The organism is Saltatorellus ferox (assembly GCA_007751475.1).
Taxonomy (GTDB): domain Bacteria; phylum Planctomycetota; class UBA1135; order UBA1135.
Genome location: CP036434.1, coordinates 5,910,388 through 5,923,621, shown reverse-complemented (window position 1 = coordinate 5,923,621; position 13,234 = coordinate 5,910,388). Strand labels below are relative to the sequence as shown.

Below are 13,234 nucleotides of genomic sequence, written 5' to 3'. Positions count from 1 at the left end.
CCTTAGGTCCTGCTTTCTCTGGAAGACAGAATCCTCGGGGCCTGCTGCATCCGCACTGGGGGAGCCAACCGAAACGAATTGGACGCGTCCGTATGGACCCCATCCCTTTCCCCGCATACCGACTCACGCACATGAAACTCACTCTCACGAACACCCTCACTCCCGCCATTGCGCTGGCATCGCTACTCGCGGCTGGCTGCAGCAGCGACGACGACGGTGGCACCAACCAGCCGCCGATGAACCCGGCCAACGTCACGGCGGGCGTCGACAGCCTCGGTCTCACGACCCTGGCGAGCCTCCTCGAAGACACGGGTCTCGACACCGTCCTCGCGGGCACCGGTCCTTTCACGCTGTTTGCCCCGAGCAACGCGGCCTTCGCGGCGCTCGACGCGGACACCCTGGCGTTCCTGACCGATCCGCTCAACGTGGCTGACCTCGAGGCCGCGCTCCGCTACCACGTGGTGGCCGGCGACGTCAGCTCGGCGGCTGCCAGCGCTCTCTCCAGCGCGGTGACCAACAACGGTGCCGACGTGATCATCGACTCCGTCGACGGCAGCCTTTACATCAACGACGCCCGCGTCGCCACCGCCGACAGCATCGTCGGCAACGGCCGCATCCACGTCATCGACTCCGTCCTCCTCCCGCCGGCCGGTATCGCCGCGGCGCTCACCGATCGCGGCTTCGACAACCTGCTCGCCGCTGCCGCGGCCTCGTCGCTCGACCTGACCGCTGCACCGATCACGGTGCTTGCCCCGTCGGACGCCGCGTTCGAGACCTTCGCCACGAACGCTGGCGCGGCGGACTTCGCCGACTTCCTGGCCGGCGCTGCCCAGGTCGACGTGGACGCTCTGCTGAACGCTCACATCGTCTCGGGTGCCGGCAACACCGCGAGCGCAGTCGTCACCGCCGGTGACGCCACCAGCGCTGGCGGATCGCTGCTCTACTTCGGCGCCGTCACGGGCATGGCGCCGACGGTCGACGGCATCGACATCACGGCCTTCAACATTCCGACGACCCAGAGCCTGATCCACGAGATCGACGGCGTGATCGCGACCCGTGACGAGGTCGTCACCGTCATCGCCGGCGAGACGGATCTTACCGCCCTCGCGGCCAACGTCACCGCAATCACGGGTCTTGATACGACTCTGAACGGTCTCCCCGCCGCAACGATCTTCGCCCCGACGGACGCGGCCTGGGCTGATCCGGCGCTGACGGCTCTCCAGAACGGCTCGAACGACGCGCTCCTCGAGGAGGTCCTTCGCTACCACGTCGTCGCCGACGCGCTCCAGGCACGGGAAGTGATCACCACGTCGTCGGTCGACAACATCGACAGCGATACGATCACCATCACGGTGACCGGGGGAGTCGTGACTCTCTCGAACGGCGACACGGGCGCCGAGGTCACCGGCGACCTCGTCGAAACCGATCTGTTCGCGCGCAACGCGATCGTTCACAAGATCGACACGGTGCTGCTGCCCCCGGGCTTCGTGCTCCCCTGATCTCTTGATCCTGCGACGAATCAGGTGAGAACCTGAACTGGCGCGCCCGCCCTCGGAATCGAGGGCGGGCGCGCTTCTCATGGCGTGCAGAGCGGGGCGGTCGTCGCGTTGCTCGCTCGTAGAAGGGCCGCGACAGGCAGCTCGATCTGAAGTCCGCGCTTGCCCGCGCTGACCACCACTTTTTCGTGATCCTCCGCCGAGGCGTCGACGAGGCGCCGCATGGATCGCGCTTGCCCGATCGGGCTGATCCCGCCCGTCACGTAGCCGGTCCACTTCTCCGCGTCGGCGGGAGCGGCCATCTCGGCTCGCTTGCCGCCAGCCGCGCGCGCGAGTGCCTTGAGGGAGAGCTCGCTCGACGTCGGGACGATGGCACAGGTGGGCGCGCCGTCGACGAGAGTGATCAGCGTCTTGAACATCCGGGGAGGGTCCACGCCGAGGGCGTGGGCCACCGATTCCCCGAGCGATCCCAGATCCTCGAGAGCCTCGGGGTCATAGGTCAACACCAAGTACTCGAGCCCCAGCGCATCGAGCTTCGCCGTGGCGGGGGTGCCGCCGGGCTGCCGCTTCTTCTTACCCAAGTGGCGACTCTCGTGGGCTCAGACGTCTCCGAGGCGCTTGCCCGCCACCGCTTCCTTGACGACCGAGTCCATCAGGACGGTGGCCAGCGGCATCGTCGCGCGATCGAGGATGTCGCGCGCGGCCTGGACCTCGTCGAGTTCCGACGACTTCTGCGCGGCCTTGGCGGCAGCGATCGCTTCCTCGAGGTCCTGCACGGATTCGCGGTCGAGGTGCTCGCGAGCGACCGGAAGGTTCGCCTCGGAGTGCCGCAGCATCGTGCCGATCTCGGCGATCAGCTCGACGCGACGGCGCTGCTCGAAGTCGTGCTTCGCGTTGGCGAGGGACGCCTCCAGCATGGTCTCGACCTCTTCCTCGGAAAGCCCGTGGGAAGGACGCACCTCGATCGACGCGGTGGCGCCGGTGCTCTCTTCCTTGGCGGTGACGGTGAGGATGCCGTCGGCGTCCAGGTGGAACTTCACGCCGACCCGTGCCATGCCCGCGGCCATCGGCGGGATGCCGCTGAGCTTGAAGCGGCCGAGCGAGCGGCAGTCCGCCGCCATCTCGCGCTCGCCCTGGACCACGTGGAAGTCGATCGCGGTCTGGCCATCGACGTATGTGGTGAAGCCCTCCTTGACCGAGCAGGGGATCCGGCTGTTGCGCTGGATCAGCTTCTCGGCCGCGCCGCCGACCGTCTCCAGGCCAAGGGCGAGGGGCGTGACGTCCATCAGGAGGATGTCGCGGCTGCCGCCCATGAGCACCTCGGCCTGGGCCGCGGCACCGAGGGCCACGACCTGGTCGGGGTCGAGCTCCGTGTGCGGCTTGCGACCGAAGAACGCCTCGACCTCGGACCGCACGAGCGGCACGCGGGTCGAGCCGCCCACGAGGACGACCTCGTCGATCTCCGAGGGTGCCAGCTTGGCGTCGGCCATGGCCCTCCGCACGCAGTCGAGGCTGCGCTTCACGAGCGGCGCGATGAGCGCGTCGAACTCCTCGCGGGTGATTCGGCGGCGGACGTGGATCTTGTGCTCGGGCAGCGAGAGCGTGAGGTCGGCCTCGGGCGAGCTGGAGAGCTGGATCTTCGTCTTCTCGGCGCTGAGGCGGGCGGCCTGGCGAAAGGCCGGATCCGCGAGCACGGCCGGGTCGATGGCCTCGCCGATCTCTGCTTTCAGGACGTCCATGAGCACGGCGTCGATGTCGTCGCCGCCGAGGTGCGTGTCCCCGTTCGTGCTGAGCACCTCGAAGACGCCCTCCTCGATGGTCAGGATCGACACGTCGAACGTGCCGCCGCCGAGGTCGTAGACGGCGACGGTGCCCTCCTTGCGCTGGTCGAGGCCGTAGGCGAGCGAAGCCGCCGTCGGCTCGTTCACGATGCGCAGGACCTCGATGTCGGCGAGGCGCGCGGCGTCGCGGGTGGCCTGGCGCTGGGCGTCGTCGAAGTAGGCGGGCACCGTGATGACGGCGCTCATGATCTCGGCGCCGCCCATGGCGGCGCTCGCCTGGGCGCAAACCTCGCGCAGGATCAGCGCGGAGAGTTCCTGGGGCGTGAGCTTCTTGCCGCGGACCTCGACCTGGACGAGGCCGCGCTCGGTCTCCGAGACCTGGTAGGGGAGGCGGTCGAGGTCGGCCTGGTCGATATCGCTGAGCGAACGGCCCATGAAGCGCTTGACGCTGTGGATCGTGTGCTCGGGGTCCTCGAGGGAGCGCGCGCGGGCCGAGCGGCCGACGATGGCCGTGCCGTCCTCCTGGATGTGCACGACCGAGGGGACGAGCGCGGGCTCGCCCTCGACGCGCAGGACCTCGGGCCGGCCATTCGACCAGATCGCAGGCAGCGAGTTGGTCGTACCGAGATCGATTCCGATCACGATGCGCTTCGGCTGGTTGTCCAGGACGTCGAGTTCGATGTAGCCCACGGGGGATCGCTTCGGTTTGGGTTCAGAGAGGGGCGGGGAGGCCGGAAACGCGCGTCAGCGCGCGGTCGATGTAACGCAGGGCGTTGAGGTCCTTGCGGACGTCTTTGAGCGCGAGGGCACCCTCGGGCGTCTTCGGGTCAGGGAGCGGCGTCAGGTAGCCCCGGATCGATTCGATGAGGTGTTTACGCTCGGCTTGGAGCTCGGCTTCGAGAGCCTGGAACTCGTCCGAGCCAGGTTCGTTCTCGTCGAGGGTTTCGTTCCACTCCATGACTTCCATCAGGAACTCCTGGTGCATGCAGCCGAGATCCTTCTCGCCCGGACCGCCGAAATTTCGAACGATCCAGTCGGCCCGGCGCACGTCGTCCACGAGGATCTCGTAGGCGCGGTTCAGGAGCGCGTTGTTCTGCTCGGCGAGGTCCAGCTGTTGCTCGCCCGCAGTTGCGTAGAAGTCGGGATGGACTTTGTGCGCGATGCGGCGAAGGCGCTTGCGCGCGTCCTTGGCATCCACGTCGAAGGTGACGTCCAGCCCCAGGATGGCGAACGGCGAAGGCTCGTCGTGGCTGACGTCAATCAGAACGCCGCAGGACCCACAGGCCAGCGGCGTTTGGAGAGGGGCGCTGCAGCTCGGGCAGAGACCCTGCGGAGCGCCCTCTTGGCTATTCCGCTGACTCCCCGGCTGCCTGCCCGGCTGACTGATCATTTCGGGCTCAGACGCTGAAGGACTCGCCGCAGCCGCAGCTCTTGTTGGCGTTCGGGTTCGTGAACTTGAAGCCGCGGCCCATGAGGCTCTCCTCGAAGTCCACGACCGTGCCGTTCAGGTACAGGAAGCTCTTCGGGTCGCAGACGACCCGGACGCCCTCGTCCTCGTTGATCTGATCGGTCGGGCGAACTTCGTCGTCGAATCCAAGGGTGTACGAGAAGCCGGAGCAACCGCCGCCCTTGACGCCGACGCGGAGCGCCGTGCCGTCGGGCATGTTCTGGTCGTCGAGGATGCGCTCGACTTCTTTCTTCGCGCGCTCAGTGATGCCGATAGCCATGGGAGTGTCTTGTCCTGTTGGGAGGGGTCTGGAAAGCCGGGGCTTAGGCCTTCTGCGCTTCCGCAGGAGCCGCGGAGGCGTTCTTTTCCTTGTAGTCCTTGATCGCCGCCTTGATGGCGTCTTCTGCGAGGACCGAGCAGTGGATCTTCACGGGCGGAAGAGCCAGCTCCTCGACGATCGCGGTGTTCGAGATCGCGAGCGCCTCGTCGACCTTCTTGCCCTTGATCCACTCGGTGGCGAGGGAGGAGGACGCGATGGCGGAGCCGCAGCCGAAGGTCTTGAACTTGGCGTCGACGATGGTATCGCCTTCGACCTGGATCTGGAGCTTCATCACGTCGCCGCACTCGGGTGCGCCGACGATGCCGGTGCCGACGTCCTTCGACTTCTTGTCGAGGGAGCCAACGTTGCGGGGGTTGTCGTAGTGGTCGAGGACCTTGTCGCTGTATGCCATGGTTCTAGGTGCTGTCAGGCGTTGGTGTGTTTAGTGACCCGTCCAGGCAATCGTCGAGAGATCGATGCCTTCCTGGACCATTTCGTAGAGGGGGGAGAGTTCGCGGAGCTTCTTGACGGCCGTGATGACCTGGTCGGCGGCGAAATCCACGTGGGCTTCCGTCGTCATGCGGCCGAAGCCGAAGCGGATCGAGCTGTGGGCGAGCTCGTCGCCGACGTCCATGGCCTGGAGCACGTGGCTCGGCTCGAGGCTCGCGGAGGTACAGGCCGAGCCCGAGGAGACCGCGAGGTCCTTGAAGCCCATGATGAGCGACTCGCCCTCGACGTAGGCGAAGGAGAGATTCGAGCAGCCCGGGAGGCGGTTGTGCTCGTCGCCGTTGATGAACACATAGTCGAGGGAGTCGAAGATCTTCTTCTCGAAGCGCTCCCGCAGCGCGTTGCTGTGGGCCATGTCCTTCTCGAGGTCGGCTTCTGCGACGGCGCAGGCCTTGCCGAGTCCGACGATTCCGGGGACGTTGAGCGTGCCGGAGCGCATGCCGCGCTCGTGGCCGCCGCCGTCCATCTGGGCGACGAGGCGCACCCGCGGCTTGCGGCGACGCACGTAGAGGGCGCCGACGCCTTTGGGCCCGTAGACCTTATGCCCCGAGAAGCAGATCATGTCGACGTTGTCGGCCTCGACGTCCACCGGGATCTTGCCGACGGCCTGGGTCGAGTCGCTGAAGAAGAGCACGCCCTTCTCGCGGCAGACGGCGCCGATCTCGCGGATCGGGTTGATCGTCCCGACCTCGTTGTTCGCCCACATGATCGCCACGAGGATCGTGTCCTCGCGGATCGCATCGCGGACGGACTCGGCCGAGACCGCGCCGTTCTTGTCGGGCTGGAGGTAGGTGATCTCGAAGCCGAGCTTCTCCATGTGCTTCGCGGTGTCGAGCACGGCCTTGTGCTCGGCGAGGCACGTGATGATGTGCTTGCCCTTGGAGCCGTACATCTCACCGACGCCCTTCATGGCGAGGTTAATGGCTTCCGTCGAGCCCGAGGTGAAGACGACCTCCTTCTCGGACGCGTTGATCAGGGAGGCGATCTGAGCGCGGGCGGTGTCCACGGCCTCTTCGGCGACCCAGCCGAAGGCGTGGTTGCGGCTGGCGGCGTTGCCGTAGGCGTCCGTGAAGTACGGAAGCATCGTGTCGAGGACACGCTTGTCGACCGGCGTGGTGGCCTGGTAGTCGAGATAGATCGGGTTCGTCATCAGAGGCTGGAGGAGCGGCCGGAGAGGGATTCCCCGGCGAATAGAGCGGTGGGCTCGATGGTTCGGTCGGTGAGTGACTTGAGGGACACCCCCTCGAGGAGGGCCCAGATGCCGGTGCGGAGGCGCGCCAGCGGTGATCGGATGGGGCAGACGGACTCGACGTCGCAGCTGCTGTTCAGGCCAGCGGCGCCGAGGCCCGCGCAGCTCGTCAGGGAGGGTTCGCCCTCCAGGCTCGAGACGACCTCGCCGAGCGAGATCTCCTCGGCGGCTCGGGCCAGGCGATAGCCGCCCTGGGCGCCGCGCGTCGACGTCACGAGGCCGTCCTGCTGGAGCTGCTTGAGCGCTTCGGCGAGCAGCCTGCGGGGGACCGGGAAGAGGTCCCCGATGGCGCGCGCGCTCACGACCGGTGCCTCGACGCCTTCGGGCGATCGGGCTGCCTGTTCTGCCAGGTGAACCAGGGCAATCAGGCCGTATTCGGTGCGTTTGTTGAGCTTGAGCACGGTAGGGAGTGGGCAAGGGCGCTTATCGGCGCGGGAAAGGGCACCGCGTGAGTGCTCTTTCGATTGGCTGTAGATTAGTGCTATTTGGAGGGAGGGCAAGCCCCGGAGGGAGATTTGGCCCGGATTCGGGCTCTCCCTGAGCGGGACGTCGGTCCGGATCACGCTTTGAGCCTCAAGGAGGCGCGCCGAACGGCTCGATGAAGCAGGGTCATGACGAAAGGAATTCCTGTTTGCATCGAGTGTGGTGGTCCGGTGAATGCCCTCAACGAGGACGAGCACGGCGATCCTTGCGTGGCCTGCGCGGAGCGGCTCCTGGAGACCCTGCCCGGCGTTTTCCATGCTCCGTGGGGGCAGGAAGCGGCCGAGCTGGAAGACGCAGACGCCGAGACGGCGCTGGCGCAGGGGGAAGAAGAGCCCGGGGGTGGCACGCCGCCGCCCCGGTCGGGCGGCCGCGGACAAGCCAGTTCGAGGCGCGGGGGTGAGTCCTTCGGGGATTCCTTCGGGGAACCCCGCGGATCCGCCTGATCCGCGAACGTCGTCCCGGATACCCTGCTGCGCCAAAATCCTGTTCGACGACCCCTGACTCCCGCGCCTCCCGAGGCGCAAGCCCGACATGGCGCAACGACCGACCATCTTCATCGCTGGCTCCGGCGGCATTGGCCGCGCACTGGCGCTCCTTCTCCGCAATGAAAAGAGCATGGCCGCCGAGGTCGTCCTCGGGGACCTTTCCCAGGACGCCGCCGATGAGGCCGCCGCCTTCGCGAACGTGAAGGTCCCGACAGACGCTCCCGTGGCCCGCGGGATCACGATGCCCGGCGAGGGCTCCTCGGCCGAACTCGACGCGATCCTCGCCAAGGCCGACGCGATCCTCGACTGCCTCCCGGGAGCCCAGGCGCCCCGCATGGCGCGGCTCGCGAAGGAGCACGGCTGCCACTACTTCAACCTGACCGAGTACGTCGCCGAGACGAACGAGGTCATGGGCATCGCGGAGGGCGCGAGCACCTGCTTCGGCCTTCAGTGCGGCCTTGCCCCCGGCTTCATCAACATCCTCGGGCACGACCTGTACCTGAAGGCGACGAAGGACTGGGGCGTCACGAAGGTCGACAAGCTGGAGATGCGCGTCGGCGCCCTGACGCGTCACGCGGCCGAGCCGCACTTCTATGGCTGGACGTGGAGCCCTGTCGGCGTCGCGACCGAGTACGTGAAGGACGCGATCGCAGTGCGCGACTACAAGACGGTGAACCTGCCGTCCTTGACCGAGCGCAAGACGCTCCTGATGCACGGTCTCGCCTACGAGGAAGCGCTGACCTCCGGCGGCGCGGCCGACCTCCCGGAAGCCCTCGCGGGCAAGGTGCGCGACCTCGACTACAAGACGCTGCGCTACCCCGGTCACTACGAGTGGATCGAGGGCCTTTTGAAGAACATCCCGGAGGGCGACGATCGTCCGGCGGTGCTCCAGGAGCAGATGGAAGCGGCCATTCCGAACGTCGAGGACGACATCGTGATCATCTACGCGGCGGTCGAGGGCAAGGACAGCGGCGGCGTGCTGCGCGCAGAGCGTCGGGCCTTCTTCTGCCCGAGCATCGAAGTCGCGGGCCAGCGGCTGCGCGCGATCCAGTCGACGACCTCCGCCGGCATCGCGGAGGTGCTTCGCATCGCGCTGGAGAAGAAGCTGACGGGTTCGCTGCTGCAGTCGCAGGTGCCGACCCAGGAGTTCCTGAACGGTCCCTTCGTATCGCTCGCGTACGTGGACGAAGAGAACCGCGGCTGATCGATCAGGACAAGGGGTGGGGGAGCTCAGCGCTTTCTCATCCGCTTCTTTACTCGCGCTTTAGCTCGCGCGCCCATGGTGAACCACCATGAGCCAACACCACGCCACCCACCGATCCGTCGACCTCCCCGCGCCGCTCACCGAAGACGCCTCTCCCCAGGAAGTCGCGGAGTGCAAGGCTCTGCCCGTTGCACGGCGACGCGAGCTTCTCGAGCAGTGGAAAGGAGACGAACAAGCCCATCTCCGCGCCCAGAACGAGGGCATGACGGCCAAGGGGGATGAAGCCGAGCATCCGAACGCGACGAGCGCGGGCACGCTCCAGGAGATCGTCGACGCGCTCGCGTCGCTTCCCTCCAGCGATTCGGAAACCTCGTGAAGGCTCCCTATCGCCCGCGTCTTCCATCCGCCGGCAAGCTGCTCGCGCTCGCCGCCATCGCCCTCCTCATCGCCTTTGCCGTCATGACTTTCTTCTCCTCTCCCGACGAGCCGCTCCCCACGGAGCAGAACGTCAGCGTCGAACGCTTCATGGGTGACTGGTACGTCCAGGGCCACGTCCCGATCTTCACGGAGAAGGACGCCTACAACGCCGTCGAGAGCTACGTGCGCGACGACGAGGGGAAGATCCAGACGATCTACGCGTTCCGCGAGGGCGCCTTCGACGGTTCGATCAAGACGAACAAGCCCACCGGCTTCGTGGAGGACGAGAAGACGGGCGCCGAATGGAGCATGCGCTTCATCTGGCCCTTCAAGGCCGAGTACTTGATCGCCTACGTGGACGACGCGTACACGGAGACGATCGTGGCGCGCTCGAAGCGCGACTACGCCTGGATCATGACGCGCGACGCCGAAATCTCGGACGAGCGCTACGACCGGCTCGCCGCACGCGTCGAGGCCCTCGGATATGACCTCTCGGACCTGCGCCGCGTGCCACAAAGCTGGCCAGACCCGGGCCATCCCGTGAGCCAGGCGGCACAGAATAGCCTGGCGCGCTCGACTTACGAGGAGTAGTTCGCAAAGCCCGCCGAGGGGCGAGCGTGATGCGTCGTTCCACGGCTGAGCGGGTACCTCCGCTTGCACACGTGCCCGGAACTCGGCATCCCGTGGACTAAGCTGCATGAGCCACTTCAAGTCGAGATTCGTCATGGCCAGTGCTTGCTCCATCGTCGCATCCACGCTGGCAGGCGAGGAGACGGGCTCGCTTCCTGACTTCAGCAGGAGAGATCATCCGCTCGAGGTCGACGGAGGCACCGTTCATGCCTGGGAGGTGGCGCTCGAGGTCAACGATTCGCTGGAGAGAGTGAGCTCTCCTGTCGTGCTCTTCTTGCATGGGGGCACGTGGTCGGGGCGTCCAGACTTCGACCTGCAGTTCGAGGACTACTCGACGATGGAGTCCTTCGCGCGCAAGGGCTGGGATACGTTCGCCGTGGACGCCCGCGGGTACGGGCAATCGACGAATCCTGAGGGGGAGAACTGGAGCGAGGCTGCGGACGTGGTCAAGGATCTGCGGGTCGTGGTCGAGCGAATTTGCGAGCTTCGTTCGGTGGAGGAAGTGTCCCTCGTCGGTTGGAGTTGGGGCTCCCAGGTCGCCGCGCTCTTCGCCCAGGAGCATCCGGAGCTCGTGTCGCGGGTCGTGCTCTACGGAACGCGATGGCAGCCGCTCGAGTACGAGTATGAGCTCCCCGACGAGCGCCTTCGGATCAGTACGCTCGAGGATGCAAAGTCGGACTTCGTCGAGGGCTGCTTCGACCCGAAGCTCGTCGATGTGTACGCCAGGGCGGCGATCGCCGCGGACCCTGATTCGCCCAACGGGGTCTTCCGCGACTACTACGCGAACCTCCCCCTCATCGATCCCGAGAAGCTCCTCGCACCCACCCTGGTGATCGCAGGGGAGCACGAGGCAAGCCATTCGATCGGAGACATGTCGGCGCTGTTCGAGGCGCTCCCTTCGACGGACAAGCAACTCGCCGTGATCCCCGGCGGCGGGCATGCCGTGCATCTGGAGAAGGGCCGCTACCGGTGGCGGTCGACGGTACTGGCGTTCCTTGACGAGTCTCCCGGCCGCTGACGGATCGGAAGTCCAAGTGTGGCGGTACCGAACCCGACCCAAAGCCGCCGCGTTTTTCATCTTCACAATCGTGGCGGCGCTGGGTCGGGGTCGGAGGTGGCGACGACGTGAGAGATCGTTGGGGTAGGGGAGCCAGGGGCAGGTGTCGACGGTGGCAGAGCGGTGGCCCGCACGGGTCGTTGGAAGGTTGCCACCAGGCGCACTTCGAGGCGGCTGTCGCCTTTCGGTTAGAGTCTTTCCAACATGGGGGAGTCGAAACGACAAGCGCTGGCCGGCCTGACGCCGGGCCTCTTCGATCACCATGGTGCGGCAGGCAAGGGTGACGCACCCAGGATCGACCTCGCACCCGGGGCAGCGTATATGCCGCGCCGCGCGCTCATTGTCGCGCCCGAGCTGCTAGCGGAGGTCGAGACCATAGCGGCACACGCGGCCTTTCGGCGCATGAGCACCCCAGGCGGGCGGCCGATGTCGGTGGGGATGACGAACGCCGGGGTCGCCGGTTGGGTGACGGATGAGCACGGCTACCGCTTCGCCTCACGCGATCCGATGACTGACCGGCCCTGGCCGCCGATGCTGGACCTCTTCAAGGACGTCGCGCGGAGCGCGGCCGAAGCGGCGGGCTTCGCGGGCTTCACGCCGAACGCCTGCGTGATCAATCGCTACGAGCCGGGAGCGCGAATGACCCTGCATCAGGACCGCAACGAGCAGGACTTCCGGCACCCCATCGTGTCTGTCTCACTCGGCTTGCCCGCGGTCTTCGAATTCGGCGGCCTGGAGCGCAGCGACCCCACCGTGCGGCGCACCCTGGAGCACGGAGACGTCGTCGTCTGGGGCGGACCGGCTCGGCTGTGCTTTCACGGCGTGCGCCCGATCGAGGCCGGACGCCACCCGGCGACCGGTCCATGCCGTATCAACTTGACCTTCCGCGTGGCCCGGTCGGACGACAGAGGCCTACGCCCCCGATAAGACCGAGGCCTTGGGAAAGAGCCTCGAAGCCACCTGTATGAGTTCATGAATCCAACCTCCAGTGCTTTCCCTGCCGCTCTTTGCGTGCTGTTCGCCGGCTGCAGCGCACTCCCCGTCAAGGAGCCCAGCGGGCCGACCACGATCGCCTTCGGAGCATGCTCCGATCAGGATCGCGAGCAGCCGATCTGGGACGCGATCGTGGCGACAGAGCCGGACTTGTTCGTCTTTGCTGGAGATAACATCTACGGCGATACCGAGGACATGGCCGTTCTTCGGGCGAAGTACGGTCAGCTCGAGTCGGTGCCAGGGTACCAGCGGCTCGTCGGGACCTGCCCGGTCCTGGCGGTCTACGACGATCACGACTACGGCAAGAACGATGGGGGCCGGGAGTACCCGATGCGGGCGGAGTCGGCGAAGATGTGCCTGGACGTGTTCGGTGTTCCCGAAGACGACCCGCGCCGGGAACACGAAGGGATCTACGGCGCCACGATCATGGGTGATCCTGGAAGGCGCGTGCAGGTCATCTTGCTCGACACCCGCTACTTCCGCGACCCGATCGACCGCGGCACCCTCAACGCAGAGGAGCGCCGTGAGGCCAACGTCGTCGGCTGGTACGAGCCGACGGACGATACCGCTCGCACGCTTCTCGGGGAAACGCAGTGGCGCTGGCTAGAGGCCGAGCTCCGCAAGGACGCGGAGGTCCGGCTGATCGTCTCCACCATCCAGGCCGTCCCGTGGGAGAAAGGAATGGAGTGCTGGGGAAACATGCCGCACGAACGCCAGAGGCTGTTCGACCTCATCGGGTCGACCCGGGCAGGCGGCGTCCTGTTCCTCAGCGGCGACGTTCACTTCGCCGAGATCTCCCGGTCCGAGGAAGGCCCGTACCCCCTGTACGACTTCACCTCGAGTGGCCTGACGCAGTCGCCCCATCCCACCTGGCCGGCTGCGGTGAATCGGTATCGGCTCCCCGGCATGCTGCACGTGGGGGAGAACTTCGGGCTCGTTCGACTGGACTGGGACGCCGACGAGACGCAGGTGCGCATGCAAGCCTGCACCGTGGAGGGAAAGGTGGCCTTCGAGCAGATCGTGCCGCTCGACCGTCTGCGCGCTGCCGAATGATCCGCATCGGCGCTTCATGGCGTTTTCGTCGCCAGGACGCCATGGCGGCGCTGGGTCGGGGCCAGATTTGACGCCGTCTGACTGCGCGCTGGAGTGGCGGAATCAGCGAGGGG

At 66.7% G+C, this 13,234-nt stretch carries 15 protein-coding genes; 8 read left to right on the top strand and 7 right to left on the bottom strand.

The genetic code is table 11. The annotated features are described in order from the left end of the window. The first annotated feature begins 131 nt into the window (after nt 1–131). Nucleotides 132–1,499, top strand: a complete 1,368-nt coding sequence (locus Poly30_RS21335; RefSeq protein ID WP_419190459.1) for a fasciclin domain-containing protein — start codon at nt 132–134, stop codon at nt 1,497–1,499. Nucleotides 1,500–1,576: 77 nt separating this feature from the next. Here the strand turns inward: Poly30_RS21335 and Poly30_RS21330 are convergent, their stop codons facing one another. The 7 genes from Poly30_RS21330 to Poly30_RS28770 are packed head-to-tail and all read right to left on the bottom strand — an operon-like array spanning nt 1,577 to nt 7,200. Next, on the bottom strand, nt 1,577–2,077 hold the full coding sequence (locus Poly30_RS21330) for an aminoacyl-tRNA deacylase (RefSeq protein ID WP_145202087.1): 501 nt from the start codon (nt 2,075–2,077) through the stop codon (nt 1,577–1,579). An 18-nt stretch (nt 2,078–2,095) separates the two neighbouring features. Beyond that, on the bottom strand, nt 2,096–3,967 hold the full coding sequence (gene hscA / locus Poly30_RS21325; RefSeq protein WP_419190458.1) for a Fe-S protein assembly chaperone HscA: 1,872 nt from the start codon (nt 3,965–3,967) through the stop codon (nt 2,096–2,098). Between the two features lie 22 nt (nt 3,968–3,989). After that, nucleotides 3,990–4,667 (bottom strand): iron-sulfur cluster co-chaperone HscB C-terminal domain-containing protein, encoded by a 678-nt coding sequence (locus Poly30_RS21320; protein ID WP_145202084.1) that lies wholly within the window; start codon nt 4,665–4,667, stop codon nt 3,990–3,992. 7 nt (nt 4,668–4,674) lie between these two features. Continuing rightward, on the bottom strand, nt 4,675–5,004 hold the full coding sequence (locus tag Poly30_RS21315; RefSeq protein ID WP_145202081.1) for a HesB/IscA family protein: 330 nt from the start codon (nt 5,002–5,004) through the stop codon (nt 4,675–4,677). A 43-nt stretch (nt 5,005–5,047) separates the two neighbouring features. Beyond that, entirely contained in the window at nt 5,048–5,455 is a 408-nt protein-coding gene (gene iscU / locus Poly30_RS21310) for a Fe-S cluster assembly scaffold IscU (RefSeq protein ID WP_145202078.1), read from the bottom strand. 30 nt (nt 5,456–5,485) lie between these two features. Beyond that, entirely contained in the window at nt 5,486–6,700 is a 1,215-nt protein-coding gene (locus Poly30_RS21305; protein WP_145202076.1) for an IscS subfamily cysteine desulfurase, read from the bottom strand. Further along, on the bottom strand, nt 6,700–7,200 hold the full coding sequence (locus tag Poly30_RS28770) for an RrF2 family transcriptional regulator (protein WP_419190457.1): 501 nt from the start codon (nt 7,198–7,200) through the stop codon (nt 6,700–6,702). Before Poly30_RS28770 ends, Poly30_RS21305 begins: the two co-directional genes overlap by 1 nt. Before the next feature lie 210 nt (nt 7,201–7,410). Here Poly30_RS28770 and Poly30_RS28765 point away from each other — a divergent pair, with 210 nt between their 5' ends. From Poly30_RS28765 to Poly30_RS21270, 7 genes are all read left to right on the top strand, one after another. Further along, nucleotides 7,411–7,725: a hypothetical protein gene (locus Poly30_RS28765; RefSeq protein ID WP_419190456.1), complete on the top strand. Its 315-nt coding sequence runs from the start codon at nt 7,411–7,413 to the stop codon at nt 7,723–7,725. A gap of 88 nt (nt 7,726–7,813) precedes the next feature. Next, nucleotides 7,814–8,971 (top strand): saccharopine dehydrogenase family protein, encoded by a 1,158-nt coding sequence (locus Poly30_RS21295; protein WP_145202070.1) that lies wholly within the window; start codon nt 7,814–7,816, stop codon nt 8,969–8,971. 88 nt (nt 8,972–9,059) lie between these two features. Then, nucleotides 9,060–9,347, top strand: a complete 288-nt coding sequence (locus Poly30_RS21290; RefSeq protein WP_145202068.1) for a hypothetical protein — start codon at nt 9,060–9,062, stop codon at nt 9,345–9,347. Further along, the gene (locus Poly30_RS21285; RefSeq protein ID WP_419190455.1) at nt 9,344–9,979 is read left to right on the top strand and encodes a lipocalin family protein; all 636 of its coding nucleotides are present in this window, start codon (nt 9,344–9,346) and stop codon (nt 9,977–9,979) included. The genes Poly30_RS21290 and Poly30_RS21285 overlap by 4 nt, the downstream gene beginning before the upstream one ends. Nucleotides 9,980–10,085: 106 nt before the next feature. Then, nucleotides 10,086–11,036, top strand: a complete 951-nt coding sequence (locus Poly30_RS21280) for an alpha/beta fold hydrolase (RefSeq protein ID WP_145202065.1) — start codon at nt 10,086–10,088, stop codon at nt 11,034–11,036. Between the two features lie 276 nt (nt 11,037–11,312). Further along, nucleotides 11,313–12,002: a DNA oxidative demethylase AlkB gene (alkB, locus tag Poly30_RS21275; RefSeq protein ID WP_419191383.1), complete on the top strand. Its 690-nt coding sequence runs from the start codon at nt 11,313–11,315 to the stop codon at nt 12,000–12,002. A 45-nt stretch (nt 12,003–12,047) separates the two neighbouring features. Beyond that, nucleotides 12,048–13,121: an alkaline phosphatase D family protein gene (locus tag Poly30_RS21270; RefSeq protein ID WP_145202059.1), complete on the top strand. Its 1,074-nt coding sequence runs from the start codon at nt 12,048–12,050 to the stop codon at nt 13,119–13,121. Nucleotides 13,122–13,234: the final 113 nt, after the last annotated feature.

Coding starts and splice junctions, on each gene's coding strand:
- Poly30_RS21270 (WP_145202059.1), top strand. CDS start 12,048: ATGAATCCAACCTCCAGTGCTTTCCCTGCCGCTCTTTGCGTGCTGTTC.
- Poly30_RS21280 (WP_145202065.1), top strand. CDS start 10,086: ATGAGCCACTTCAAGTCGAGATTCGTCATGGCCAGTGCTTGCTCCATC.
- Poly30_RS21295 (WP_145202070.1), top strand. CDS start 7,814: ATGGCGCAACGACCGACCATCTTCATCGCTGGCTCCGGCGGCATTGGC.
- Poly30_RS28765 (WP_419190456.1), top strand. CDS start 7,411: ATGACGAAAGGAATTCCTGTTTGCATCGAGTGTGGTGGTCCGGTGAAT.
- Poly30_RS21305 (WP_145202076.1), bottom strand. CDS start 6,700: ATGACGAACCCGATCTATCTCGACTACCAGGCCACCACGCCGGTCGAC.
- Poly30_RS21290 (WP_145202068.1), top strand. CDS start 9,060: ATGAGCCAACACCACGCCACCCACCGATCCGTCGACCTCCCCGCGCCG.
- iscU (WP_145202078.1), bottom strand. CDS start 5,455: ATGGCATACAGCGACAAGGTCCTCGACCACTACGACAACCCCCGCAAC.
- Poly30_RS21320 (WP_145202084.1), bottom strand. CDS start 4,667: ATGATCAGTCAGCCGGGCAGGCAGCCGGGGAGTCAGCGGAATAGCCAA.
- Poly30_RS21335 (WP_419190459.1), top strand. CDS start 132: ATGAAACTCACTCTCACGAACACCCTCACTCCCGCCATTGCGCTGGCA.
- Poly30_RS21315 (WP_145202081.1), bottom strand. CDS start 5,004: ATGGCTATCGGCATCACTGAGCGCGCGAAGAAAGAAGTCGAGCGCATC.